General features: G+C 74.9%; 23 protein-coding genes and 1 riboswitch. Of the genes, 11 read left to right on the top strand and 12 right to left on the bottom strand.

Annotated features, from left to right (window positions below; genetic code table 11):
• Positions 1–14: 14 nt before the first annotated feature.
• Positions 15–980 (bottom strand): hypothetical protein, encoded by a 966-nt coding sequence (locus ACTWO6_RS02935; RefSeq protein WP_446218095.1) that lies wholly within the window; start codon positions 978–980, stop codon positions 15–17.
• A gap of 34 nt (positions 981–1,014) precedes the next feature.
• A complete protein-coding gene (locus tag ACTWO6_RS02930) occupies positions 1,015–1,224 on the bottom strand; it encodes a heavy-metal-associated domain-containing protein (protein WP_446218094.1) in 210 nt (69 codons plus the stop codon).
• 115 nt (positions 1,225–1,339) lie between these two features.
• On the opposite strand from ACTWO6_RS02930, the gene ACTWO6_RS02925 reads away from it, so the two are divergent.
• Positions 1,340–1,639 carry a metal-sensitive transcriptional regulator gene (locus ACTWO6_RS02925; RefSeq protein WP_446218093.1) on the top strand — a complete coding sequence of 100 codons (300 nt, stop codon included), beginning with the start codon at positions 1,340–1,342 and terminating at the stop codon, positions 1,637–1,639.
• Positions 1,640–1,780: 141 nt separating this feature from the next.
• The gene (locus ACTWO6_RS02920; protein WP_446218092.1) at positions 1,781–1,996 is read left to right on the top strand and encodes an SHOCT domain-containing protein; all 216 of its coding nucleotides are present in this window, start codon (positions 1,781–1,783) and stop codon (positions 1,994–1,996) included.
• Positions 1,997–2,087: 91 nt separating this feature from the next.
• Here the strand turns inward: ACTWO6_RS02920 and ACTWO6_RS02915 are convergent, their stop codons facing one another.
• Both ACTWO6_RS02915 and ACTWO6_RS02910 read right to left on the bottom strand, forming a co-directional pair.
• Complete coding sequence (locus tag ACTWO6_RS02915; RefSeq protein WP_446218091.1) at positions 2,088–2,726, bottom strand: DUF305 domain-containing protein; 639 nt, start codon at positions 2,724–2,726, stop codon at positions 2,088–2,090.
• 80 nt (positions 2,727–2,806) lie between these two features.
• On the bottom strand, positions 2,807–3,289 hold the full coding sequence (locus ACTWO6_RS02910) for a hypothetical protein (RefSeq protein WP_446218090.1): 483 nt from the start codon (positions 3,287–3,289) through the stop codon (positions 2,807–2,809).
• A gap of 220 nt (positions 3,290–3,509) precedes the next feature.
• Between ACTWO6_RS02910 and ACTWO6_RS02905 the strand changes: the two genes are divergently transcribed.
• Entirely contained in the window at positions 3,510–4,841 is a 1,332-nt protein-coding gene (locus ACTWO6_RS02905; RefSeq protein ID WP_446218089.1) for a YibE/F family protein, read from the top strand.
• Between the two features lie 154 nt (positions 4,842–4,995).
• A riboswitch (cyclic di-AMP (ydaO/yuaA leader) is annotated at positions 4,996–5,126 on the top strand.
• 4 nt (positions 5,127–5,130) lie between these two features.
• Positions 5,131–6,153 carry a coiled-coil domain-containing protein gene (locus ACTWO6_RS02900; protein WP_446218088.1) on the top strand — a complete coding sequence of 341 codons (1,023 nt, stop codon included), beginning with the start codon at positions 5,131–5,133 and terminating at the stop codon, positions 6,151–6,153.
• A gap of 72 nt (positions 6,154–6,225) precedes the next feature.
• Here the strand turns inward: ACTWO6_RS02900 and ACTWO6_RS02895 are convergent, their stop codons facing one another.
• A complete protein-coding gene (locus ACTWO6_RS02895; protein WP_446220541.1) occupies positions 6,226–6,897 on the bottom strand; it encodes a carbonic anhydrase in 672 nt (223 codons plus the stop codon).
• Positions 6,898–7,126: 229 nt separating this feature from the next.
• On the opposite strand from ACTWO6_RS02895, the gene ACTWO6_RS02890 reads away from it, so the two are divergent.
• Complete coding sequence (locus tag ACTWO6_RS02890) at positions 7,127–7,456, top strand: helix-turn-helix transcriptional regulator (protein ID WP_446218087.1); 330 nt, start codon at positions 7,127–7,129, stop codon at positions 7,454–7,456.
• Between the two features lie 79 nt (positions 7,457–7,535).
• Positions 7,536–8,771 (top strand): type VII secretion-associated serine protease mycosin, encoded by a 1,236-nt coding sequence (mycP, locus tag ACTWO6_RS02885; protein WP_446218086.1) that lies wholly within the window; start codon positions 7,536–7,538, stop codon positions 8,769–8,771.
• Positions 8,772–8,833: 62 nt separating this feature from the next.
• Here the strand turns inward: mycP (ACTWO6_RS02885) and ACTWO6_RS02880 are convergent, their stop codons facing one another.
• The 6 genes from ACTWO6_RS02880 to eccCa all read right to left on the bottom strand — a co-directional run bounded on the left by ACTWO6_RS02880 (position 8,834) and on the right by eccCa (position 17,147).
• Positions 8,834–10,201 carry a WXG100 family type VII secretion target gene (locus tag ACTWO6_RS02880; protein WP_446218085.1) on the bottom strand — a complete coding sequence of 456 codons (1,368 nt, stop codon included), beginning with the start codon at positions 10,199–10,201 and terminating at the stop codon, positions 8,834–8,836.
• Between the two features lie 16 nt (positions 10,202–10,217).
• Positions 10,218–10,778 carry a hypothetical protein gene (locus ACTWO6_RS02875; protein WP_446218084.1) on the bottom strand — a complete coding sequence of 187 codons (561 nt, stop codon included), beginning with the start codon at positions 10,776–10,778 and terminating at the stop codon, positions 10,218–10,220.
• A gap of 38 nt (positions 10,779–10,816) precedes the next feature.
• A complete protein-coding gene (gene mycP / locus ACTWO6_RS02870; RefSeq protein WP_446218083.1) occupies positions 10,817–12,268 on the bottom strand; it encodes a type VII secretion-associated serine protease mycosin in 1,452 nt (483 codons plus the stop codon).
• A gap of 85 nt (positions 12,269–12,353) precedes the next feature.
• Positions 12,354–12,632, bottom strand: a complete 279-nt coding sequence (locus ACTWO6_RS02865; protein ID WP_130331147.1) for a WXG100 family type VII secretion target — start codon at positions 12,630–12,632, stop codon at positions 12,354–12,356.
• A 28-nt stretch (positions 12,633–12,660) separates the two neighbouring features.
• Positions 12,661–12,969, bottom strand: a complete 309-nt coding sequence (locus tag ACTWO6_RS02860; RefSeq protein WP_109801118.1) for a WXG100 family type VII secretion target — start codon at positions 12,967–12,969, stop codon at positions 12,661–12,663.
• Positions 12,970–13,184: 215 nt separating this feature from the next.
• The gene (gene eccCa / locus ACTWO6_RS02855; protein ID WP_446218082.1) at positions 13,185–17,147 is read right to left on the bottom strand and encodes a type VII secretion protein EccCa; all 3,963 of its coding nucleotides are present in this window, start codon (positions 17,145–17,147) and stop codon (positions 13,185–13,187) included.
• Positions 17,148–17,317: 170 nt separating this feature from the next.
• On the opposite strand from eccCa, the gene eccD reads away from it, so the two are divergent.
• Positions 17,318–18,715 (top strand): type VII secretion integral membrane protein EccD, encoded by a 1,398-nt coding sequence (gene eccD / locus ACTWO6_RS02850; protein ID WP_446218081.1) that lies wholly within the window; start codon positions 17,318–17,320, stop codon positions 18,713–18,715.
• Here eccD and ACTWO6_RS02845 read toward each other — a convergent pair.
• The gene (locus tag ACTWO6_RS02845; RefSeq protein ID WP_446218080.1) at positions 18,699–19,871 is read right to left on the bottom strand and encodes a type VII secretion protein EccE; all 1,173 of its coding nucleotides are present in this window, start codon (positions 19,869–19,871) and stop codon (positions 18,699–18,701) included. The genes eccD and ACTWO6_RS02845 overlap by 17 nt on opposite strands.
• A 163-nt stretch (positions 19,872–20,034) precedes the next feature.
• On the opposite strand from ACTWO6_RS02845, the gene eccB reads away from it, so the two are divergent.
• From eccB to ACTWO6_RS02825, 4 genes are all read left to right on the top strand, one after another.
• Positions 20,035–21,516 (top strand): type VII secretion protein EccB, encoded by a 1,482-nt coding sequence (eccB, locus tag ACTWO6_RS02840; protein ID WP_446218079.1) that lies wholly within the window; start codon positions 20,035–20,037, stop codon positions 21,514–21,516.
• 117 nt (positions 21,517–21,633) lie between these two features.
• Positions 21,634–22,005 (top strand): hypothetical protein, encoded by a 372-nt coding sequence (locus ACTWO6_RS02835; RefSeq protein ID WP_446218078.1) that lies wholly within the window; start codon positions 21,634–21,636, stop codon positions 22,003–22,005.
• A complete protein-coding gene (locus ACTWO6_RS02830; protein ID WP_446218077.1) occupies positions 21,998–23,287 on the top strand; it encodes a WXG100 family type VII secretion target in 1,290 nt (429 codons plus the stop codon). Before ACTWO6_RS02835 ends, ACTWO6_RS02830 begins: the two co-directional genes overlap by 8 nt.
• A gap of 260 nt (positions 23,288–23,547) precedes the next feature.
• Positions 23,548–23,985 carry a hypothetical protein gene (locus ACTWO6_RS02825; protein WP_446218076.1) on the top strand — a complete coding sequence of 146 codons (438 nt, stop codon included), beginning with the start codon at positions 23,548–23,550 and terminating at the stop codon, positions 23,983–23,985.
• Positions 23,986–24,020 lie beyond the last annotated feature (35 nt).

Genomic DNA, 24,020 nt, shown 5'->3' with positions numbered 1-24,020 from the left:
CGCGGCACCTCCTGTCAATTGTGCCCGTGACCGGGGGCGCCGTGGCCGGCGTCGGCGGTCGGGGTGGTCGTGGCGGCCGGCGCTGTGGTCGCCGGGACGCCCGGGTCACCGGCCACCACGGTGAACTCGGCGGTGTGCACGGCGTCCCCGTGCCGGAAGTCCAGGTAGAGGCGGTAGCTGCCGGCCGAGGGCACCTCGGCGTAGAAGGTCGCCGCCGGCCCCGCCGGGGTGCGCCCGTCGCCGGGTGCGCCGTCCGGGTGCACGTGCAGGTACGCCAGGTCGCCCTGCCGCAGCGCGACCAGGTGCCCGTACGCCCCGAGGTAGGGCTGGAGGTCGGTGACCGGCTGCCCGTCCCGGCTGACGGTCAGGGTCAGCTCGGCGGTGCGGCCGGGCTGCGGGGTGCCGGTGAGCGTGACGGTGTAGCCGTCGACGTTGGTGCTGGTCGCCGGCGCGGGCAGCGGCCGGGCCGGCAGCGCGCCGGGCACGGTGACGTCGACCCCGAGGGTCAGCGGCTCCCCGCCGGTCGGCGTGAAGTCGGCGAACGCCCGCCAGACGCCGGGGCCGGCGAGCGGCGAGGCGACCCGCCAGGTGCCGTCCGCGGCCAGCTCCGGGTGGACGTGCCGGAAGCCGGAGAGGTCGCGGCGTGCGACGATCAGGTGCATCCGCTTGTCGTGCGCCACGTCGTAGCGGGTGACCGGTCGGCCGTCCGGGCCGGTGATCCGGAAGGCGAACTCGCCGGCCGGTGCGGTCATAGGTTGCATCGTGTAGCCGCGGTCGGAGACGAGCAGTCCGCCGGGCAGGTGGTTGGTGGGTGCGGCACCGGTCGGGTGGTCGCCGTCGGCGTGACCGGCGTCGGTGGGGTCGTGGCGGGTCGCGACGGCGGGGGTGTCGGGGCCGGCCACCTGGCCGACCCCGTACGCCGCGCCGAACACCGCCGCGAGGCCGAGGGCGAAGCCGCTCAGCTTCGTCGCCGTGTTCATCGTGATACCTCGGTTCTCCAGGTCCGCGGATCCGTCACGCCCCGACGAGGTCGTAACCGGCCTCGTCCACGGCGGCGCGGACGGTGTCCGTGTCCAACGGGCTCTCGCTGGTGACGGTGACCCGGCCGGAGGCCAGGTCCACCTGGACGTCGCTGACGCCCGCGATCGCGCCGACCTCGGCGCCGACCGAGCTGACGCAGTGCCCGCAGGTCATGCCCTGGACCTGGTAGGTGGTGGTGGCCATCGCAACTCCCCTTCCGCCGTTTCCATGCTAGCTCACGTTACCTCTACCCCCTTGGGGTATCTGTAACTGATCAGGACCGTACCATACCCCCGAGGGGTACGCTATCCTGGACGTCATGACCGCACCGACGACCCCGACCCGGGGCTACACCGCCACCAAGGACCAGCTCCTCGCGCGGCTCCGCCGCATCGAGGGCCAGGTCCGCGGCATCGAGAAGATGGTCGACGACGACCGGTACTGCATCGACGTGCTCACCCAGATCTCCGCCATCCAGGCCGCCCTCGACAAGGTGGCGCTCGGCCTGCTCGACGGGCACGCCCGGCACTGCATGCACGAGGGCGCCGCCGAGGGACGGGCCGACGAGATGGCCAGCGAGATGATGGCCGCCGTCGGCCGGCTGATGAAGCGCGGCTGACCCGGGACCTCCGACCCGTACGCCGGGGTCGCCCGACCCGGCTCCGCCGCACCCGGTCCGCCGTAGGGTCGAGGTGGTGACCGGTACCGGTGCCCTCGGCGCGCCGCACCGGCCGACCCTCGGCACCGCGGGAGGGCAGCCATGATGTGGAACGGCCCGATGATGAGCTGGATGTGGATCTGGTCGCTGCTGGGGCTGGCGGTCCTGGTAGCCCTGTTCTGGCTGGCGGTGCGGCTGGCCGGCGGTCAACTGGGCGGGGCCATGCCCTCCTCGGCGCGGCGCATCCTCGACGAGCGGTACGCCCGCGGCGAGATCGACGAGGAGGAGTACCGCCGTCGTCGCGCCGGCCTGACCTGAGCCGGCCGGCCCGCCCCTGAGGAGCGCGCTCCGGCCGATCCCCACCGGGTGCCCGGGCCGCGCGGCGGACCAGGCACCCGGCAGCTGCGGCTCAGAGCCGGTCGAGGATCTTGTTCATGGTGTCGATCTCACCCCGCTGGGCGGTGACGATCCGCTGGGCGAGGGCCTTGGCCTCCGGGTTGGCGCCGCTCGCGATCTCCTCCTGGGCCATGGTGACGGCGCCCTCGTGATGGGCGATCATCATGGTCAGGAACTGCCGGTCGAAGTCGACCCCGGACGCCGCCGCGAGCTTCGCCAGGTCGGCCTCGGATATCATGCCGGGCATGCCGTGATCCATCCCCGGCATGCTCGTACCGTGCCCCGCGCTCGCAGACGGGGCGGGCACGCCCCAGGCGGCGAGCCAGCCGGTCATGGTGGCGATCTCCGGCGCCTGGGCTGCCTTGATCTGCCCGGCCAGCTTTTTCACCTCCGGGTCGGTGGCCCGGCTGTCGGCGAGTTCGGCCATCCGCACCGCCTGCTCGTGGTGCGGAATCATCATCCGGGCGAACATCACATCCGCGTCGCCGACGGACACGGAGGCCGCCGGGTCGGGCGTGCCGCCCATGCCCGGCATGCCGTGGCCGGAGCCGGACGTCGAGTGGTCGGCGTCGCCGCAGGCGACCAGGGCGAGGGCGGCGAGGGCCGTCGCGCCGGCCACGGCGGCACGACGCGCGATGATACGAGTGGACAAGGGAAAGACCTTTCGGTGTCGGAACGTACGCAGCGGACAGCGGGACGCGGGTCACCGGACGGTCACCCGCATCGGGCCTCCTATCCGCGCAGCACCGACACCGTCGCCACGCGCAGTCCCCACGGTCGGGGCGGCGGGGCCCGCGGTGCGCAGGCGGGTCGCCGCGACCCACGGGCGGCCCGTCCGACGGTCCACGACCCGGACCGCAGCAGCACGGCGACGAGCAGCGCCACGGCGAACGCGCCCAGCACGGCCAGGCAGACACTCCACCCGGACCGGTCCGCGCCGGGATCGGTCAGCGGGAGCGCGCGGGCGTGGCAGCCGGCACCCGGGCAGTCGGCGACCGCGCCGACCGCCGCGGCGACGGTCGCGGCCGGCTCGGCGACGACCGCCGGCAGGGCGAGATGGTGCCCGGCGGGCTGCGTCGGATGACCCGCCCGGTGCCCGCCCGAGGCGTGCGCGCCGTGGCCCAGGGTGTGCATGGCGGCCAGCCCGACCAGCGTGCTGAGCAGCAGCAGGAGCCGGACCCACCGCCCGGTCGTCACCGCCGCCCCCGTACGCACGACGAACACGCTAGCGTGCCGGGTCGTACCGGTCGGGAGAAACCGCCCGGGTCCACGGGCCGGACGCGCGCCGCGCCGCCCGGCGGGGGCGCGCGCCGGCCTGACTAGCATTCCCGTCGACGGCCCGGCGACCGCCGCACCGGCGGACGCCTCACCCGGCCCGGTGAACCGACCGGCCCGGTGACACGTACCTCGCCTGAGAATCGTTGGGAGACTCACCATGGGCGCCGACCACACCCGTGCCGCCCCGTCCGCCCCGCCCCGGGTACGACGGATCCTCGTCGCGACGGTGGTCCCACTCTTCGTTCTCACCGTGCTCGCCGCGCTGGCGCTCTGGCCGGGGGACACCCCGGCACCGGAGCGGGCCGCGGACGTGCCCCGGTACCACGGCACGGTGACCCGGGTGGTGACCGTCCCGTGCCCGCCTGCGGCGGAGGTGCCGGAGGGCGTCCCGGGCGGCTCGGCGGGGCCCTGCGGGACGGTCGGCGTCGCGGTCGAGCAGGGCCCGGACGCCGGCCGCCAGGTGGAGACGCCGATCCCCGCCGGCCCCGGCGCGCCCAGGGTCGAGGTCGGCGACCGGATCATCCTGGTCGAGCTGGTGGATCCGGCCGATCCCACGACGAAGAGCTACAACATCGCCGAGCACCAGCGGGGCAGGCCGCTGGTCTGGCTGGCGGCGCTCTTCGCCGTCGCCATCGTCGCGTTCGGCCGCTGGCGGGGGCTGGCCGCGCTGGGCGGGCTGGCCGCGAGCTTCGCCATCCTGCTGGGCTTCGTGCTGCCGGGGATCGGCGGCGGCCAGCCGCCGCTGCTGGTGGCGATCGTCGGCTCGGCGCTGATCATGTTCGTGGTGCTGTACCTGACGCACGGGATCACCGCGCAGACCTCGGTGGCGGTCCTCGGCACCCTCGGTAGCCTGGTGCTGACCGGCGTCCTCGGCACGCTCGCCACCGCGGCCACCCACCTGACCGGCTTCGGCAGCGAGGACGCCACCACCCTGTCGATGTTCCAGCGCGACGTCGACCTGCACGGGCTGCTGCTGGCCGGGATCGTCATCGGCTCGCTGGGCGTGCTGGACGACGTGACGGTCACCCAGGCGGCCACCGTCACCGAGCTGGCGCACGCGAATCCGGGGCTGTCCCGGTTGCAGCTCTACCGGGCGGCCACCCGCGTGGGCCGCGCGCACATCGCCTCCACGGTCAACACCATCGTGCTGGCGTACGCGGGCGCCTCGCTGCCCCTGCTGCTCCTGCTCGTCGCCGACTCGCGGGCGGTGAGCGAGATCCTCACCAGCGAGTTCATGGCGCAGGAGATCGTCCGGAGCGCGGTCGCCACGATCGGCCTGATCGCCGCCGTGCCGCTCACCACCGGCCTGGCGGCCGTGGTGACCACCGCCGGTCGGGGCGGGGCCGACGGGCCCACCGCGCCGGCGTACCGTCCCCCCGCGGAGCCGGACGCCGCGCTGGCGGCGCTGAGCGCACCACGCACCGGCGCCGCCCCGGGCGCCACCGGCGGCGGGACCGGACCGCACGGGAGCACGGAGGCCGTATGGTGACGCTGCGGAGCGTGACCGCGCGCGCCAAACGCGATGCTGGTCACGGAGCTGCCCGCCGAATTACCGCTTTTAGCCGGCTTCCGGACGTAGATCCTCGGGACGACTCTCGGGTAACCTCGCTGCCGGTCACCGCCGAAGGCGCGCAGCGGCGCCTGCGGTGCCGCCGCCCAATCGCCGTACGGCGAGCCGGGGAACCAGGTACATGGGGTGAATCCGCGCCAGCGGTAGGGGCCACTTCCGTCCCGAACCCGTCAGCTAACCCGGTCGGCGGTCGATGGAAGGGAACACTGTGACGGCACCCCTGCGCCGCTGGTTGACATCCGTGGTGGCCGTGCTCACCGCGTTCGTCATCGTCGCCGGCCCGGCACCGGCGATCGCGGCGCCCACGACGCCTCCCACCCCCTCGGGGCATGAGGAGGACGCCGAGCAGCCGCTCATCACCGATGCCATCGAGGCCGCCAACCGCAACTACGTCCAGGCGAAGACCAAGCTGGCGAAGTCGAAGCAGCGCCAACTCCAGCTGGCCCTGGAGGTGCGCGCGGCACAGAACCAACTGGACGCCCTGCGTCCGCAGGTGAGCCAGCTCGCGGCGCAGTCGTACCGGACCGGGCGGATCGGCGCGGTGGCCATGCTGCTGGAGAGCAACACCCCGGACTCGTTCGTCCGGCGGGCCGCCGCGCTCGACGAGTTGAACATGGTCAACGCGCAGAAGCTCGCCGCGGTCAACGCCGCCAAGACCCGCGCCGAGCAGGCCAAGCTGGCGCTCGACGCCGAGGTGCGCGAGCAGCAGAAGCAGGCGAACGCGATGGCCCGGGAGAAGATCGAGACGGAGAAGGCGCTCGCCCTGGTCGGCGGGAAGGGCTTCACCGGCGGCCTGGTCTCGGCCACCTCGCCGGTCGCCCGGATCGGTCCCGGCCGCACCGCCGACGGGGACTGGAAGCCCGAGTCGTGCAGCGAGAACGACCCCACCACCTCCGGCTGCATCACGCCACGCACGCTGCATGCGTACAAGGAGGTCAAGCGGGCCGGCTTCAACCGCTTCGTCGGCTGCTACCGGCCGGGCGGGCCGTGGGAGCACCCGAAGGGCCGGGCCTGCGACTGGTCGCTGCAGAACAGCGGGTTCGCCCCCTGGCACAACAACGACACCCGGATGTACGGCAACAACGTCGCCGCGTTCCTGATCCGCAACGCGGACCGGCTCGGCATCTACTACGTGATCTGGAACCGGCAGATCTGGTTCCCGGCAACCGGCTGGAAGTCCTACAGCGGGCCCTCCAACCACACCGACCACGTGCACATGTCGCTGCTCTGATCGACGACGTGCCAGGAGGGGCCGTCCCGCCGATGCGGGACGGCCCCTCGGCCGTTGTCGTGGGGCGGGGCGTCAGCCACCGACGGCGGTGGGCGCGACGCGCTCGACCTGCGCGGGGAGCGGCGTGGTCGCCGCACCCGCCGGGACCGTGGCCACCGTCCGCACCTCGCCGGCGCTGAGCTGGTACGACATGCCGACCACCGCGCACCGCCCGGCGGCCACCTCAGCGGCCAGGACGGAGGAGCCGGCCAGCAGCGCCTCGACGGTCTGCGCGATGTGGATGTCGACGATCCCGTCGATCTCCTCGACGCCCTCCGCCGCCGCCCGGCGCAGGCTGGGCACCACGGCGTCGACCAGCGCGCCGAGGTGCCCGGCCGGGGTCCTGCCGGTGGTGAGCGCCTCCCGGGCGGCCTGCACCGCGCCGCAGGAGTCGTGCCCGAGCACCAGCACCAGCGGCGTGCCGAGCACCGTCACGGCGTACTCGACGCTGCCGAGCACCTCGGGGCCCGCGGTGTGGCCGGCGGTCCGGACCACGAAGAGGTCGCCCAGGCCGCGGTCGAAGATGATCTCGGCGGCGAGGCGGGAGTCGGAGCAGCCGACGATCACGGCGAAGGGGTGCTGGCCGTCGGCGACGGCCGTCCGGTGGCCGGCGTCCTGGTTGGGGTGGCGCGGAACGCCGGTGACGAACCGTCGGTTCCCGGCGTGCAGCTCGGCGAGCGCCTGCTGTGGAGTGGTCGGGGTCAATTCCCTCACCTCGTCCTCGCGCGAAACGACCTGGTCGGCCGGGCCGGCGGCGGAGGCGGCCTCAGCGCCCACCGTCACACGCAACCAAAGGTACGTCAAGCTTTACGTGATACGGATTTCATACATTGAGTGGGACTTGACCGCGGCCCGAGTGCGGCCACCACGGCAGCGGCGGCCCGGGGCCGCCCGGCGAGGGCAGGGGCCCGAAACCTGAACGAGGGGCCATACGATGACGCACATGGCGACGACAGCAGGCCAGAACGGGAGCAGCCGGAACTGGACGTTCCTCACCAACCACGGGCATGTGCTGCTGGCCATCGCGCGCAACCCCACCGCCCGGCTGCGCGACGTCGCCGACGAGGTGGGGGTGACCGAGCGGGCCGCCCAGGCCATCGTCGCCGACCTCGAGGCGGGCGGCTACCTGCGCCGGACCCGGGTGGGCCGGCGCAACGAGTACACGATCAACCCGAGCGGCCACTTCCGCCACCCGGCCGAGGCCGACCAGCAGGTCGGCGCCCTGCTCGCCCTCTTCACCGCCGAAGCCGCCACCGAGTCCTGAACCGGAACGGCGGCGGCCCACGGTCGGCCCGGGCGCTCCCGTGACCGCGCGACAGGCGCGACGGCGGTAATCTCACCGCGTGCGCGACAGCTTGCGGCCGGACGGGACGACCTTGCGCGCCCGTACCGGGCACCGGTCCCGATCCGTCCTCTGTGGAGCGGTCGCGGCGCTGCTCGGCACACTGCTGGTGGCGCCGCCGCCCGCGGCGGCGGCGCCGAACTGCGGCCGGCCCGGCGGTCCCGGCCCGACCGAGGCCCCGTGGGCGCTGCGCCGGCTCGACCCGTCGTCGGCGTGGCGGATCACCCGGGGCGAGGGCGTGACCGTGGCGGTGGTGGACTCCGGCGTCTCGCCCACCCACCCCCTGCTCAAGGGCCGGGTGCTCGCGGGTGGCGACTTCAACGGCCTGGCCCCGCTCCGGGGGCAGTGCGACCTGGCCGGCCACGGCACCATCGTGGCGGGCATCATCGCGGGCCAGGAGGGCACCGGCGCGCCGTACAGCGGCATCGCGCCCGAGGCCCGGATCCTGCCGGTACGGGTGCTGGCCTCCACCGAGCGCACCACCGACGAGGCGCTCCCCGGCGAGATCGCCGAGGCGATCCGGTGGTCGGTGGACCACGACGCCGACGTGGTCAACCTCTCCCTCGTGACGCTGGACCGGCCCGAGTTGAAGGACGCGATCGACTACGCGCTCGGCAAGCGGGTCGTCGTGGTGGCCGCCGCCGGCAACCGGCAGGAGAACCAGCAGGACCAGGCGGCGTACCCGGCCGCGTACCCCGGCGTGATCGCCGTGGCGGGAGTCGACGCGCTGGGCGGCCACGTCGGCACCTCGGTCGCGGGCGACTACGTCGACATCGCCGCGCCCGGACTGGACATCGTCGGCCCCGCCCCGCAGGGAGCGGGCTACCTCGCCGAACCGCAGGGCGGCACCAGCTTCGCCGCCGCGTACGTCTCCGGGGTGGCCGCGCTGGTCCGCGCCGCCCATCCGGAGCTCACCCCGGCCGACGTCGCCTTCCGGCTGACCCGGACGGCCGACAACCCGCCCGACGGGCACAACGCCGAGGTCGGGTACGGGGTGGTGAACCCGTACCGGGCGGTGACCAGCCTGCTGGGGACGCGGACGGACCCGCCGCCCGGCGCGATGGCGGAGCCGGCCCCGCCGGCCGACCCGCTGGACTGGCAGCGGACCGTGGCGGTCTGGGTGGCCGCGGTCGGCGCCCTCCTGGCGGGCGTCCTGCTGGCGGTCCGGCCCGTCCTGGCCCTCGGCCGCCGGCGGGGCTGGCGTCCCGGACGCCGCTCGACGCCGCTCGACGCCTGACCGTCCATATCGGAACGCGCGACGGCGCCGGCCACGTCACCGTGGCCGGCGCCGGTCGGTGATCAGCGCAGGATGCCCGACGTGCCGCCGCTGTCGGCGCCCCAGATGTCCTCGTCCTCCTCCAGCCAGGTGTTGCGGGAGTTGTCCTCCTCGCCGTACCCGGCGCCGCCTCCGTGCCCCATGCCGGCCATGCCGCCCCGGGCGCCCGCGCCCCGCGCACCGCCGGCGGCACCGGCCGCGCCGCCCCGGGCCGCGCCCCGGCCACCGCCCCCGGCCATGCCGCCGCCCATGCCGGGCGCCATGCCGCCCGCGCCGAGCTTGCCGCCCGCCCCCAGCTTCCCGGCACCCGCGCGGCCACCGGCGCCGCGACCGCCGGCGCCGGCCATGCCGCCGCCGCCCATCATCGGCGGCAGGCCGGGGCTCACCGCCCGGCCGATGCCGCCGCCGCCCAGCCCGCCACCGCCGAGCCCACCGGCGCTGCCGCCGAGGCCGGTGCTGCCGGGCAGCCCGCCGCCCGAGCCGAAGCCGGAGCCGAGTCCTGGCGCGGTCGCGGTGCCCGCGCCGGCCAGCCCGGTGCCGTAGTCCCCGCCGGCGCCCGTGGACGGGTACCCGGTGGAGGGGGTGTAGCCGGTACCGGTCGACGGGGTGTAGCCGCCGCCGGAGGTGAGGTCGGGGTGCGCGCTCGACCCGACGCTCGGGCCGCCCGAGCCGAGGTCGGGCATCGTGCCCGCGGAAGCCGACGGGCCGCCCAGGCCGCCGGCCGAGGGCGTCCCGCCGATCCCTGGCACGCCGCCGCCACCGCCGGTGCCGGGGCCGGTGCCCAGGTTCGGGATGTCCGGGCGAGGGCTGGCGACGCTGCCGCTCGGGCCGCCGCTCGGCGACTCCAGGACGCGGTCCTGGTAGTCGCCGTTGACCCCGTTGTAGACCTTGCGGGCGTCCTCCTCCTGATCGGAGAACCAGCCGGACACCCAGTCGCCCAGCTCACCGATCTTCTCCATCGGCCAGCTGCCCATCAGGTCCGCCTTGACCCGGGTCTCGAAGAGCCCCGCGCCGATCACGACCTCGCCGTTGCGGGCCGCCAGCACGTCTCCGACACAGGCGGACGGGATGGGCATGCCGTCCTGGGCCGCCTGGAGCTGCCGGGCGGCGGTCTCCAGGTTGGTGACGATGCTGACCCGGTCCCGGCCCGGCTTCTCGGCCGCGTCGACCAGGCCGCCGGCCTGCTTGGCCAGGGCCTCGACGTGCGACTTGAACGCCTCGTACGCCGGCCCCTTCCAGACCACGCCGAGGTCCTTGACGTTCTGCTGAAGGCTCTCCTGGACCTGCCCGATGTTCTTGAGCAGTTCCTTCCAGCCGAGCGCGGCGCTCTGCACCTTGTCCGGCCGGCCCGCCACGAGCACCTCGCGGGCCATCTGCTCCCAGTCGGCCATCTCCCCGCTCCCCCGCCTAGCCGTTGCCGCCGCTGGCGGCATCGTTGAACGCCTGCTGCATCTCCTGCGCCGACATGGCGTTGGCGTGCTCCGCGTCCTCGTACTTCCGCTTGACCTCGCGCAGCGCCTCGGCGGCCGCCCAGAGCCCGTCGGAGAGGGTGCGCAGGCCCTGCTGGGTGGACGAGAAGAGGGCGTCATGGTTCTTGGTGAGCTCCTGGGCGTTCGGGAACCCGCCCAGCGCGCCCTGACCCGGCTCCGCCCACTCGTTCGGGGCGAGCTCGTCCTTGATGGTGGACATGTCGTAGGAGAGCCGGTGCACGTAGCTGGCGTGCGTCTCCAGCCAGGTCACGGCCGAGTCGAGGCTGCCGGCGTCCCACTCGGTCTCCACGCCCCGCTCGCCGTCGCCGGCGACCAGCTTGCTCGGCGTGTGCGCCTGGTCGACCCCGACCCGGTCGAAGTTGACACCCCGCAGGTCACCGACGAGCGGCATGCCCGGATTGAGCGGCATCGGGACGTCGAACCGCTGCTCGACCCGGTCCGGGTCCTTGCTGACGTTGTGGATGTTGTCCCAGCTCATACCTGTCCTCCCCCTGGCGGTGCTCGCGGTGCCCGGCGTCAGCCCTGCTCAGGGCCGGTAGGTGGTGGAACCGGCCCGGTCGCCGGCGGGTACGGGTGCGGCGCCGTCGGCTGGCTCACCGGCCGGGGCTGGTACGGGTGCGGCGTCGCCGGCCCGGGCGGCGGACCGAAGCCCGCCGGCTGGCCGTTGCCCGGCGGCGGGTAGCCGGGTGGCTGACCCGGGCCGGGCGGCGGGGCGTACCCGGGCGGCGGGCCGAAGCCGGGCGGTCGGTGACCTGGCGGCGGGCCGAACGGCGGGTGCGGGCCGGACGCCGCACGGCGCCGCACGCCGCGCCGGGTGAGCCAGACCAGCAGCACGACCAGGGCCGCCGCGACCAGCAGGCAGAGCGCGGTCGCGACGGCCGGACCCGCGCCCTTGGCCAGCCCGAAGCTGACCATCGGCTCGTCGTCGCGGCCGTCCCGGCTGCTGCTGGCGGTCGGCTCCGGCGCGGCCTCGAGCAGCGGGTTGGCGGAGACCGGGGGCACCGACCGGGTCAGCGCCGCGAGCGGGTCGACGACGCCGAACCCGAATCGCGGGTCCCGCCCCGACGGCCCCTCGTCCCGCGCGGTGCGGATCAGGCGGTTGACCACGTTGGCCGCGTCGAGGTCCGGATAGCGCGACCGGACCAGGGCGGCCACCCCGGAGACGATGGCGGTGGAGAGGCTGGTGCCGTCGTTCACCACGTAGCCGTTGGGCGAGACCGTCGGCGGGGCCGGGGCGATGATCCGTTCCCCCGGCGCGGCCAGCACCAGCTCCGGGCCGGTCGCCGAACCGCTCCACGGGCCACCCGAGCGGCCGGTGCCGCCGGCCGCGACGACGCCCGGGATGCTGGCGGGCGCCTGCACCCCGACCATGCCCTGCTCGACGTTGCCGGCCCCGGCCACCACGACCGCGTCCTTGCTCAGCGCGTACCGGACCGCCTCGGCGAGCTCGCGCTTGCGGGAGTCGTTCACCAGCGACACGTTGATCACGTCCGCGCCGTGGTCCGCCGCCCACCGGATGCCCGCGGCGATGTCGGCGTTGCGGTCGTCCGCGCCGAGGCCGACCGGGAGGATCTTCGCCTCCGGGGCGATCCCCAGCTCGTGCATCGCACCGCCGCCGCGGCCCGCGATCACGCCGGCCATCCCGGTGCCGTGGCCCTTCTGCCCGTCCGGGTCGCTCCGGCCGTCGGCGGCCACGTCGGCGCTGAGTCCCTTGCCCGGCAGCACCTGGCCCTTCAGGTCGGGGTGGGCGGCGTAGACGCCGGAGTCGACGACCGCCACCACCACGCCCCGGCCCTTGGAGAGCTTGTGCGCCTGGGGGATCTTCAGCGGGTCGAGGTACCACTGGAGACCGCGTACGGTGTCGGCGGCGCGGGCCGGGGCTGGCCCGAGGCCGGCGCCGGCCGTGGCGACCAGCGTCAGCATCGCGGCGGCGGAACTCAGCAGTTGTCGGCGCTTGCCCGTACCCATGGCACTCCCAGGACCTCGGTCGACACGTGACGCACAGCGGCTCCGGTCCGGTCTAGCCGGACCGGAGCCGCAGCGGCCGATTATCTCACTGCCAGACCTTGGCGTTGCTCATCTCGGTGGAGACGTAGTTCTCGCGCGCGATGCCCACGGCCGCGCCGATGTCGTTCAGGACCTTGTTGATGTCCCGCACGGCGGCGTCCCACTGGGCCTGGTGCTGCTCGTACGCGGCGCGGTCCTGACCGTCCCACTCCAGCTTGGACAGCATCGAGCGCAGCGTGTCGAGCTTCTCGTCGATGGTCCGCGAGATGGCCTGCATCTGCTGGTTGCTGCTCTCGAGGACTGCGTAGTCAACCTTGATGCTCATGAGTTCCTCCTCTGCTCGCCTGCGCGGATCACGGGTTGAGAGCAGAGTGGAACTTGTCCAGCATCTGCTGCTGCTCTTCGTCGTTGACCTGGTGCGTCGTACCCGACTTGTCGAGCAGGTCGGCGATGCTGTCCATCGCCGTCAGCAGCTTGACGGTGTCCTCGTTCCAGCGATTCATGAGCTGCTGGAAGCCCGTGGACGCCTGACCCTTCCAGGCGATGGCCAGGTCGTCGACCACGTTCCAGAGCTTCTTCAGCTCGCCGTCGACCTCGCTGCGCGTGGACCGCACGTCACTCGCGGCGGTATGGAGAGTCGCAGCTTCGACCTCGAACGCCATGCTTCACACCCTTCCGTCATCTTCGTGGCGGCGGATCTGCCGCGCCCCCCGCGGCAAGGCGAACCAACCCCACCGACGGACATCCTCGCTCAGACGGTAACCCACAGCGGCAAGCGGTGGCAGCCCGCCAAAGCGGCAAATGACGCGAGTCCGCAGTGGAGTTGCCGACATCGGCCGGCTCCCGACCGTCCACAAGGGATATCGATGAACCCGGATCAGGACGGTTCGGCCCAGGCGGTCTGGATGAGCTGCTGACCGTCGCGCCGGCGCACCAGGGTGCCCCGGCCCGGCGGCTGCGGGCTCGGTCGCAGGGTGCCGAAGACGGCGCCCTCCTCCCGGTTGCCCGACATCAGCAGACCCGGCGAGTCCAGCTCCCGCAGGCGCTGCAGCACCGGCTCGTAGAGCGCCCGGGCCACGCCGCCGACCCGGCGCGTGACGATCAGGTGCAGGCCGATGTCCCGGGCCTGCGGCAGCAGCTCGTGCAGCGCGCTGAGCGGGTTGCTGCCGCCGGAGGCGACCAGGTCGTAGTCGTCGACCAGGATGTAGAGATCCGGCCCCTTCCACCAGCTCCGGTCCCGCAGCTGCGCGGTGGTCACGTCCGGCCCCGGCAGCCGGTTCTGCAGCGCGCTGCGGATCGACCCGAGCCCCTGGCTGAACACCTGGTTGGACGGCGCGTAGTCGAGCAGGTGGTCGCCCTCCACCGCGCCGAGCAGGCCGCGGCGGTAGTCGGCGATCACCAGCCGGGCCTGGGCCGGGGTGTACCGCTCGACGATGCCCCGGGCGATCAGCCGCAGCACGTTGGTCTTGCCGCACTCGGCGTCACCGAAGACGGTCAGGTGCGGCTCGTTCGCCAGGTCCAGGTGGACCGGGGCGAGCGCGGCCTCGTTGACCCCGATCGGCAGGCCCGGCGCCGACCGGTCGACGACCTTGGCCAGCTCGGCGACCGGCAGCTTGCGCGGCAGCAGCCGCACCTTCGGGGCCGGGCGGCCCGGCCAGTTCGCCGCCACGTGCTCGGCCAGGGCGACCGACGCCTCGGTCAGGTCGTCCACGTCCCGCTTGCCGTCGATCCGCGAGACGGCGGTCAGGAAGTGCAGCTTGTCGCGGGTCAGGCCGCGACCGGGCGAGCCGACCGGGACGTTCTGCGCCGCGCGCCGGTCGATCTCCGACTCGGCCGCGTCGCCGAGCCGCAGCTCCAGCTTCGTACCGAGCAGGTCCCGCATGTTGATCCGGATCTCCGCCCAGCGCACGGCCGTGATGACCACGTGCACGCCGAAACCCAGCCCGCGGTTGGCCAGGTTGGTGATGGTCTGCTCCAGCTCCTCGTACTCCTGGCGCAGCGTGTTCCAGCCGTCGATCACCAGGAACACGTCACCGAACGGGTCGTCGGTGAACTCGCCCGCCGCCCGTCGCCGCCGGTAGCTGGCCACCGAGTCGATGCCGTGCTGGGCGAACCGGGTCTCCCGGTCGTCGAGCACGGCGACCACCTCGGCCACCGTCCGGCGGACCGCCTCGGTGTCCCGCCGGCCGGCCACCCCGGCCACGTGCGGCAGCCCCGCCAGGCTGCGCAGCGCCCCACCGCCGAAGTCGAGGCAGAAGAACTGCACCTCGCGCGGGGTGTGGGTGAGCGCCAGCGACGCGATCATCGACCGCAGCATGGTGCTCTTGCCGCTCAGCGAGGCGCCCACGATGACCACGTTGCCGCCCGCGCCGGCCAGCTCGACCAGCATCGGGTCGCGGCGCTGCTCGTACGGGCGGTCCACCACGCCCACCGGCACCGTGAGCCGGCCCCGGCCGGGCCAGTTCGCGGTGCACAGCCCGAAGGTCGGGTGCACGCCCAGCGGCGGCAGCAGCTCGCCCAGGCCCGGCGGCTCGGCCAGCGGCGGCAGCCAGACCTGGTGCGCCGGCCGGCCCTGGCCCTTGAGCCGGTCGATCAGCACGTCCAGCATGGCGACCGCCTTGCCGTCCGTCGGCTGCTCCGGCTCCGGCGTCGCCTCCACCGCGGTCTGGGCGACCGGCACCGGCACGAAGTCCACCCCGTACGGCACGATCCGGCGCTGCACCTGCGCCCGGGTCGACCGCTGCACCTGCCCCGGCGCCCGGTACGGACCGGAGACGTACGCCGCCCGGAACCGCAGCATGGTGCTGGTGTCGGTCTTCAGGTAGCCGTGGCCCGGGGCGCTGGGCAGCTCGTACGCGTCGGGCACACCCAGCACGATCCGGCTCTCCACGGCGGAGAAGGTGCGCAGACCGATCCGGTACGACAGGTGGGTGTCGAGCCCCCGCAGCTTCCCCTCCTCCAACCGCTGGCTGGCCAGCAGCAGGTGCACGCCGAGCGACCGGCCGAGCCGGCCGATCATCACGAAGAGGTCGATGAAGTCCGGCTTCGCGGCGAGCAGCTCGCTGAACTCGTCGCAGATGATGAGCAGGCTGGGCATCGGCTCCAGCTGCTCGCCGGCGGCCCGGGCCTGCTCGTAGTCGTACCGGGAGACGTAGTTGCCGGCGGCCCGCAGCACCTCCTGCCGGCGGTTCATCTCACCGGCCAGGGCGTCCCGCATCCGGTCGACCAGCGGCAGCTCGTCGGAGAGGTTGGTGATCACCGCGCTGGTGTGCGGCAACGCGTCCAGCGAGGCGAAGGTGGCGCCGCCCTTGAAGTCGACCAGGACGAAGTTGAGCTCCTCCGACGAGTGCGTCACCGCCAGCGCGGCGACCACCGTACGCAGCAGCTCGCTCTTGCCGGAACCGGTCGCGCCGATGACCAGGCCGTGCGGGCCCATGCCCTCGTGCGCGGACTCCTTGAAGTCCAGCTCCACCACGTTGCCGTCCGGCCCGACGCCGAGCGGGATGCGCAGCCGGTCCCGGTGGCTGCGCGGCCGCCAGCTCTGCCGCACGTCCACCGCGGCGGCGTCGCCGACGCCGAGCAGGTCCGGCAGCTCCGTGCTGCGGGCCAGCGGCTCCTCGGAGCTGGCCTGCTGCTGGGAGAGCCGGTAGGGGGCGATCAGCCGGGCCAGCCCCTCGGCGGCCGCCTCGCTCAACCGGTCCGGCCGGCCCAGCCGGGACGTCGACGAGCCGCGGACCAGGTCCAGCCCGCTGCCGTCGCCGGCGTCGAGGCAGAGCAGCCAGCGGCCCGCGTCCCGCGGCACCGTCCCGGAGAGGTCGATGACGGTGGCGCCGAGCAGGCCCGGCCCCATCAGGTGGCAGGTCGGCGAGATCTCACCACCGTCGACCACCACGACGACGTGCGGGGCGGTGGTGAGCGGCTTCGCCTCCGGGGCGAACCGGGGCCGGCCGGCCAGCTCGTCGGCGAGGGCCGACTCGGCCTCGGCGAGGCTGGCGAAGACCAGCCGGCGGGGGCCCGCGGCGTCGGTACGCCCGTGGTGCTGGGTGTGCGGCAGCCACTTCACCCAGTCCCACACCGGCTGCCGGTCGGGCGCGGCCACCACGGCGACGATCAGGTCGTCCGGGGCGTGGAAGGTGACCAGCTGGCCCAGTGCGGCCCGGGCCAGGTCGAGCACCGGCTCCCGGTCGCCGCGCAGCACGATCCGGCTGAACGCGCGCAGCGACAGCGCGGTAGGCAGGTCCGGCACCGTGGAGTGGGCGCGGACGAAGCGCCGCAGCGCGATCGCGCTCATCGGCTCCAGATCCTCCACCGGCTTCGTCTCCGGCGGCACGATCTCCACCGCCAGCCGCTGCGGGCCGAGCGCGATCCGCGCCTCGCCGAAGTCGTCCTCGGTGATCCGCCGCTCCCAGAGCCGGCGGGACGAGGCGATCGACCAGAGCGCGTCCGGCTCGGGGTGCCGCCAGGACATCGCGGCGCGCTGCTGCTCGGCGGCCCGCCGGGTGCGCTTGCGCATCTGGGCCAGGTAGCGCATGTAGTCGCGTCGCTCGGCGTTCAGCTCGGCCTTGTCGTTGCCGCCGTTGGACATCGTCCCGATGGCCATGCCCAACATGGACACGCCGAACAGGCCGCCCGCGACGTACGTCATCATGCCGCCGCCGCGGCCGGCGTAGAGGAAGGCCATCGCGCCGACACCGCAGATCATCGGCAGGATCATCAGCAGCTGGCCCATCCCGCGCGGCTGCGGCTCGGGCAGCTCCGGCGGAGACTCCAGCAGCACCTCGCCGCGCGGCAGCGCGGGCCCCGGTTGACGCGGAAGCCGGCGGAACACCACGGTGCTCACGGCAGTCACCTCCCCAAGAGCGGCCCTGATGCGGTTCGCGACCGACCGGAGTCGTCGGGTGGGCATCCTATGCGCCCGCCATCGTAGGTAATCTCCCGTGGGCGCCGTGGACCCACTACGGGCGAGGCCACCGGCCAAGGTGGATCGTAGGCGAGCACGAGGAGGCCACAGTGGCGACGAAGACGGCGACCGGCGGGCTGAGCCGGATCACCATCGTGGCGCCGCGGACCAGGATGGATCTCGCCCTGCCGTCCGACGTGCCCCTGGCCGACCTGCTGCCCACCCTGCTCCGGTACGCCGGCGAGGACCTCGCCGACGAGGGGGTCCGGCACGGCGGGTGGAGCCTGTCCCGGCTCGGCGGGCAGCCGCTGGACGGTGGCCGTACCGCCGCGCAGCTCGGCGTCCGCGACGGCGAGGTGCTCTACTTCAGTCCGCGCGCCTCCGCCGCCCCGGAGATCGTCTTCGACGACGTGGTGGACGCGGTGGCCACCGCCACCAACCAGCGGCCCGGCACCTGGCAGGTCGGCACCACCCGGTCCTTCGCGGTGCTCTTCGCCGGGGCGGCCCTGTCGGCCGGCGCGCTGGCCGCGCTCTTCGCCGGCCCACCCCAGCTGCCCGGCGCGCTGGCCGCGCTGGTGGTCGCGGTCGCCCTGCTGGTGAGCGCCGCGGTGGTGTCCCGGGCGGGCGGTGACAGCCGGACCGGCGCGGTGCTGGCCGTGGGCGCCCTCGGGTACGCGGCGGTCGGCGGGCTGCTGGTCCTGGCCGGCGACCGGAAGCTGGCGGACCTGGCCAGCCCGCACCTGCTGCTGGCCGCGACCGCGGTGGTGCTCTTCGGGGCGATCGCGGCGCTGGCCGTCGGCGACCGGCTGCCGCTCTTCTTCGGCGCGACCGCGGTCGGCGCGGGCGTCGATCTGGGCGCCGTGCTCTGCCTGGCCTTCGGCATCGGCGCGGCCGCCGCAGCCGCGGTGGTCGCCACCGTCGCGTTCGCCGTCCTGCCGGCCCTGCCGATGATCGCCTACCGGCTGGCCCGGCTGCCCGTGCCGTCGATCCCCACCGGCCCGGAGGACCTGAAGACCGACGCGGAGAGCGTCGACGGCCGGCAGGTGCTGCGCGACAGCGAGCGCGCCGACCAGTTCCTCACCGGGCTGCTGTGGACCGTCGCGCTGCTCGTCCTCGGCGGGCAGGTCGTCCTCGCCGGCAACGGCCGGCTGCCGGCGGTGCTGCTCTGCCTCGTGCTGGCGCTGCTGTCGCTGCTGCGGGCGCGGCCGTTCATCGGCCGGGCCCAGCGCACGCCGGTGCTCTTCGCGGGCACCGCCGGCCTCGGGCTGGCCGCCGCGGCCACCTTCGGCGCCGGATCGCTGCCGGTCCGGCTGGGCCTGATCCTGGGCGGGCTGCTGCTGGCCGCGGTGATCAGCCTGATCTACGGGTTGACCGTGGCCGGCAAGCGGATCTCGCCGGTGTGGGGACGGACCCTCGACATCGTCGAGGTGCTGCTGATCATCGCCCTGGTGCCGCTGGCGGCCTGGGTGTGCGGCCTCTACGGCTGGATCGTCAACCTTCGACCGTGACCGTGCCCATCGCGGTGCCGACCGGCGCGGTGGAGTAGACGCCCGGACCGTGCTGGCCGTCCAGCGGGCGGGCGGGCACGCCGCAGCGCTTCGCGACGTCCCGGACGGCCTTCACCAGCGCCGCCGCGTGGCTGTCCATCGCCGCCACCCGCAGCAGCGGGGGCACCCGGCGCCCGCCGGGCAGCACCACCGCGGCCACCGTGTGCGACGGCGCGGAGGTCGCGGTCACCGCGTCGACCAGCACGCCGAGCGAGCCGTTCGGCCTTGGGCGCAGGGCCAGGCAGCGCTGGGTCCAGCCGCCACCGCGCAGGCTGGTCCAGCTCTCCGCGGGGGACTCCGGCGCCAGGTCCAGCCCGGCGGCGGAGACCACCGCCGCGTACAGCTCGTCCCGGCCGAGGACCCGGTGGCTGAGGCCGGCGGCGTTCAGCGCCTTGCCGAGCCGGCCGACGCCGGCCGCGACCGTACGGTGCACGCCGCGCATCCCGCCGCCCCGGCTGACCGTCTCGGCGCGGGCGTCGGAGACCGAGAGCCGCAGCGCCACCCAGACGCTCCGGTGCGCGGCCGGCGGCGCGCCCGGCGCCGGGTACCAGACCAGGGTGTGCGAGACGACCTGGGTCTGGGTGACCGGCCCGGTGAAGTCGGCGAGCACCGCGAGCGCCCGGTCCACGACCGCCGCCTCGACGGACCCGGCCGGCGCGCCGGCCCGCCCGGTCAGCGCGACCGCGGCGAACCAGCCCCGGTCGTCCTGGCCGATGCCGAGCCGGGTGTTCCGCTCGGTCAGCTCGACGACGGTCAGCTCCGGGGCGATCGCGGTCAGCCGCGGATCCCCGGCGGGCACCGCCGCCCGGGACCGCTGCCGGCGACGCCGCAGCCGGCGGCGGAGCATCAGGTCCTCGTACCACCAGCGGCCGCCGCGCCGGGCGAAGGCCGCGCCGACGGCCAGCACGGCCAGCCCGCCGACGAGCCCGAGCAGCCAGCCGGGGCCGCCCGTGGCGAGCCAGACAGCGAGCGCGGCGCACTCCAGCACCACCAGCTGACCGACGACCACCGGCCCGAGCCGGCCGCGCCGCCGCCGGTCGACCGGGGTGACCGGTCGGTCCGCCGGCACGGCGGGGACGGCGGCCGTACGACCGGGTGGCGCCTGGACCTGCGTCATCGGTGAGCGTCCCTTCTGGACATCCTGGGCATCCGCCGCTGCGGTGTGCCGCCGGAGGACGGGCGGTGGTCCCGGTGAACCGCCGACGGCCCCTTATCGTAGGGAAGCCCGCGGCGGAGTTCGGACCTGATCGTCGCGGACCCACCCCCGCCGGAGGTTAGTCATGCGGACCCGCCGCGACCAGGTGCAGGCGTACCGCTTCGTCACCCGCCGCATCGTCTCCGCGCTGCTCTCCGGCGACCCGGAGACCAACGACCTGCCGATGCGGCGGCTCGGCATGGCGGTCTTCGGCAGCGTGCTGGTGGCGGCCATCGTGCTCGGCGGCGCCGGCGCGTACGGCCAGCTCACCGGCAACGCCGCACCGCTGGAGGCGAACACCCTGGTGATCGAGCGGGAGACCGGCGCCACCTACGTCTTCGCCGACGGGCTGCTGCACCCGACGCTCAACTACGCCTCCGCCCGGCTCATCCTCAACGAGGCCGACCCGCCGGTGCGGACCATGTCGCAGGCGTCCATCAAGGACCGGCCGCGGGGTCGTACCGTCGGCATCGTCGGCGCCCCCGACGACCTGCCGGACCGCAAGTCGCTGGTGGGTCTCCCCTGGTCGGTCTGCGACGTGCCCGACCCGGCGGACCCGCGGCGGTCCCGCACCCGGGTGGTGATCGACCACCCGCTGCCCGGCGGCACCCCGCTCACCGACCAGGCCGTGCTGGTCCGGACCGACGACGCCCGGTACCTGCTCACCGCCGGCTCGCAGCTGCGCATCACCGGCGACGAACAGGCGCTGGTCGCGCTCAAGATGGCCGGCGCGGTCACCCTGACGGTCGGGCAGCAGCTGCTCAACGCGGTGCCGGTCGGGCCGCCGCTGCGCAAGCCGACCATCGACGGCGACGGGAGCCCCAGCGGCCTGGCGGTGGCGGACCGCCCGGCGAAGATCGGCCAGGTGTTCCGGGCCGCCGGCCGGCACTACGTGCTCACCCGGCAGGGGCTCGCCTCGATCGGCGAGGTCACCGCGCTGCTGCTGCTCGGCGACGGCGGCCAGATCACCGACATCACCCCGGACCAGGCCGGTCAGCTCCTCACCGACCAGCGGCTGGAGGCCGAGGGCACGCCGCCGCGGCTGCCCGCCCTGCACGAGGTCCGCGCTGGCCAGACCGTGGTCTGCGCCAGCTACCGGGCCGGCGCCGCCGGCGGGCCGCCGACCACCACGCTGGAGGTCCTCGACCGGGCGCCGGCCGAGTTGACCGGGGACGCCGGGGTCGCCGTGCGCCAGGGCGCCCGGGACGCGGTCCGCACCGCGGAGAGCGTGCTGCTGCCCGGCGGGAAGGGTGTCCTGGTCCAGGCGGCGGCCGGGTCGGGCGAGGGTGGCGCCGCCGCGGCCGGCTCGGCCGTCTACCTGGTCAGCGGCCAGGGCGTCCGCTACCCGCTGGGCACCCGCTCCGGAGACGCGCTGACCGCGCTCGGGTACGGCGGCGTGACCCCGCTGGCGGTGCCCGCGTCGCTGCTGGCGCTCATCCCGACCGGTCCGGCGTTGGAGCGGTCCGACGCGCTGGCCTACTACGAGCCGGCGGCCGACGGCCCGACCCCCGCCACGGCGGGACCGGCGGCGGAAAGCCCGGACGCGACGCCGGCTCAGGGCGGCTGAGCGACCTTGTCCGATGTGGAGTGAACCTGCCCCGGTCGACGGGTCGCCCTGGCTGGCCCCGGTCGACTAACCTGGGCGTGGGCAACGGTTATCGACGATGACGACGGGGATGCAGCCATGACCGGGCGCACGACAGTCGACGTACTGTCCTTGGAGGATTTCCACCAGCGGTTGGCGGGCCGGCTGACCGAGGTCGAGTCGGTGCTGCGGAAGCTCAACACCGAGCTGCAGTGCCGGCCGCCGGCGCTCGGCGCGTTCGCCCACGCCACCGAGAACGCCCGTCGCTACAACGACACCCACGCCAGCTACGTGGCGCAGGTCGAGCGGCTGCGCAAGGCGATCATCGCGGCTCGGACGGCGACCAGCACGATCATGGCGAACTACCGGACCGCCGAGGCGCGCAACGCGGCGACCGCGGCCGACATCCTCGCCGCCCTCGCGGGCGTCGACGAGGCGCTGAAGCCGGCGGAGGGGGACCCCCGTGTCTGAGTACACCCAGCGCTACCAGCACGTCAGCCACCAGGAGCTGTACGACGGTGTCAAGTCCGGCGACCCCCGCCAGGTGGACGGGCTGAGCGCGCAGTGGAGCTCGCTGAAGGACACCCTGGAGGGCCTCGGCCGGGATCTCACCGGTGACCTGGACGCGCTGGCCCGGTCCTGGACGGGCGACGCCTCCCGGGAGTTCCAGCGCCGGCTGGACCTGGTGGTCGGCTACTCGGGCGACCTGGCCCAGGGGATGACCGACGTCCGCCGGGCGCTCACCATGATGGCCGAGGAGCTGCGGACCGCCCAGGCGAAGGCGGAGAGCCCGGAAGCGACCGACGACAACGACAAGGCGCTCTCCGGCGCCGGCAAGGGCTTCCTCCTCGGCGGTGTCCCCGGCGCCCTCGTCGGCGGGTTCATCGGCCACGAGCAGGACAAGGCCGAGCAGGAGAAGGCGCACCAGCGGATGGTGCAGGTGGTGGCCGCGCTGGCCGAGGGGTACGACTTCTCCGCGTACGGGCGGGTCGTCACCGCCCCGACGCCGGATCCGGACCTGCCGGGCCACACCGACCGGTCGACCGCGACGACGAGCGGTGGACCGTCCGTCGGCACCCCGTCGGCCGCGCCGCACTCCGGCACGTTCACCCGTACCGCCGGCGCCACCGCGACCACCTCCGGCGTGCACCACACCGCACCGTCCAGCGGCTCCGCGGGCCCGGGCACGACCGGGCCCGACGGCACCACGGTGGGCGCCGGCACGACGGGCCACCCCGACGGCACCCCCGGGGTCATGGATCCGGACGCCGGCACCTCGCTCGCCGGCGCCGCTCCGCTGCTCGGCGGCGGCCTGCTGGCCGGCGGCCTCGCCGGGGGCGGGATGGCCGGCGCGACCGCGACGACCTCGACCGGCGGTGCCGGTCAGCTCTTCGGGTTCCCCGCCGGCACGCCGGCCGGGGGCGTGGTCGGCACCGGTTCGCTGGCCGGGTCGGGGCAGGGCACGCCGACCTCCGCCCGGGCGGGCGGCGCCACGGCGGAGAGCCGGTCGGCGGCCGGCACCGGTCGACTGGCGTCGGGCCGGGCGGGCGCGGTCGACGGGGAGGGCCGCGCCGGCGGGGGCCGCGGCGCCACCGGGCGGTCCGCCATGGCCGCCAGCCGCAACGGCGTCCTCGGCGGGCGCGGCGAGCCCGACACGGACGAGTCGGACGAGCGGCTGACCTGGCTGACCGAGGACGAGATGGTCTGGGGCGACGGTGGGGCGGCCCCGCCCCCGGTGCTCGGCACCAACTGATCCGACCACTGCCGCGGCGCGGCGTCCCTCACCGAGGGGCGTCGCGCCGTTTCGTGTCCGCGGGACCGGGTCCACCTACGGGGTTGTGTCTGGTCTCGCCCCCGTCCCGACGGGCTGCCCGCCGAGTGACGCGACGACGCCGTGCCGACCCGGTCGGACCGGTAGGGGAGCCTCCGTCCACAGCGCATGGTGGGGCGGGTCACGACGGCCCGGAAGATCGTCGAGCTGCAGGAGGCGGACCTGACCGATAGGTTGAGGTGGTGCTGCTCGTAGCGTTCGCCCCGCCCCTCTGGGCCGCGACGCTGCGCACCGTCCGGAGACTGACCCGCATGGCGGTGACGGCCCTGGTGCTCGTCGTCGGGCTCGGCGGCACCGCCGCCCCTGCCCCCGCCGAGGCTGCCCGGCCGACCGCCGAGCCCGGCCAGGTCGCCACGTTCCAGGTCCCCACAGCTCCGGTCACCGCCTCCGTGACCGCCGGCTCGGCGACCACCGGCTGGAGCGCCGGCTCCGCCGTCGAATGGGTCGCCGCCCCGACCGGGGCCTCCGCCGTCGAGCGGGTCACCGGCACGCCGAGCGAACGCCCGGCCGGGGCCGTTTCCGCGCGGCCGGCCCGGTGCGCTCCCGCACCCTCGCCCAGCCCGGCCTTCGCCGATCCGGGCCGGGACGCCGTCGGCCGGCGCGGTCCGCCGCGCGGCTGATCCGGCCGGCCGCCCCCGGAGGTCCGGCGAACCTC

The organism is Micromonospora sp. IBHARD004 (assembly GCF_052814115.1).
This window is presented reverse-complemented; position numbering and strand designations above follow the sequence as displayed.

Bases quoted from the DNA above. Each gene is read 5' to 3' on its own strand.
- ACTWO6_RS02935 (WP_446218095.1), bottom strand. From the start codon at position 980: ATGAACACGGCGACGAAGCTGAGCGGCTTCGCCCTCGGCCTCGCGGCG.
- ACTWO6_RS02930 (WP_446218094.1), bottom strand. From the start codon at position 1,224: ATGGCCACCACCACCTACCAGGTCCAGGGCATGACCTGCGGGCACTGC.
- ACTWO6_RS02925 (WP_446218093.1), top strand. From the start codon at position 1,340: ATGACCGCACCGACGACCCCGACCCGGGGCTACACCGCCACCAAGGAC.
- ACTWO6_RS02920 (WP_446218092.1), top strand. From the start codon at position 1,781: ATGATGTGGAACGGCCCGATGATGAGCTGGATGTGGATCTGGTCGCTG.
- ACTWO6_RS02905 (WP_446218089.1), top strand. From the start codon at position 3,510: ATGGGCGCCGACCACACCCGTGCCGCCCCGTCCGCCCCGCCCCGGGTA.
- ACTWO6_RS02890 (WP_446218087.1), top strand. From the start codon at position 7,127: ATGACGCACATGGCGACGACAGCAGGCCAGAACGGGAGCAGCCGGAAC.
- ACTWO6_RS02880 (WP_446218085.1), bottom strand. From the start codon at position 10,201: ATGGCCGACTGGGAGCAGATGGCCCGCGAGGTGCTCGTGGCGGGCCGG.
- ACTWO6_RS02875 (WP_446218084.1), bottom strand. From the start codon at position 10,778: ATGAGCTGGGACAACATCCACAACGTCAGCAAGGACCCGGACCGGGTC.
- mycP (WP_446218083.1), bottom strand. From the start codon at position 12,268: ATGGGTACGGGCAAGCGCCGACAACTGCTGAGTTCCGCCGCCGCGATG.
- ACTWO6_RS02865 (WP_130331147.1), bottom strand. From the start codon at position 12,632: ATGAGCATCAAGGTTGACTACGCAGTCCTCGAGAGCAGCAACCAGCAG.
- ACTWO6_RS02860 (WP_109801118.1), bottom strand. From the start codon at position 12,969: ATGGCGTTCGAGGTCGAAGCTGCGACTCTCCATACCGCCGCGAGTGAC.
- ACTWO6_RS02845 (WP_446218080.1), bottom strand. From the start codon at position 19,871: ATGACGCAGGTCCAGGCGCCACCCGGTCGTACGGCCGCCGTCCCCGCC.
- eccB (WP_446218079.1), top strand. From the start codon at position 20,035: ATGCGGACCCGCCGCGACCAGGTGCAGGCGTACCGCTTCGTCACCCGC.
- ACTWO6_RS02835 (WP_446218078.1), top strand. From the start codon at position 21,634: ATGACCGGGCGCACGACAGTCGACGTACTGTCCTTGGAGGATTTCCAC.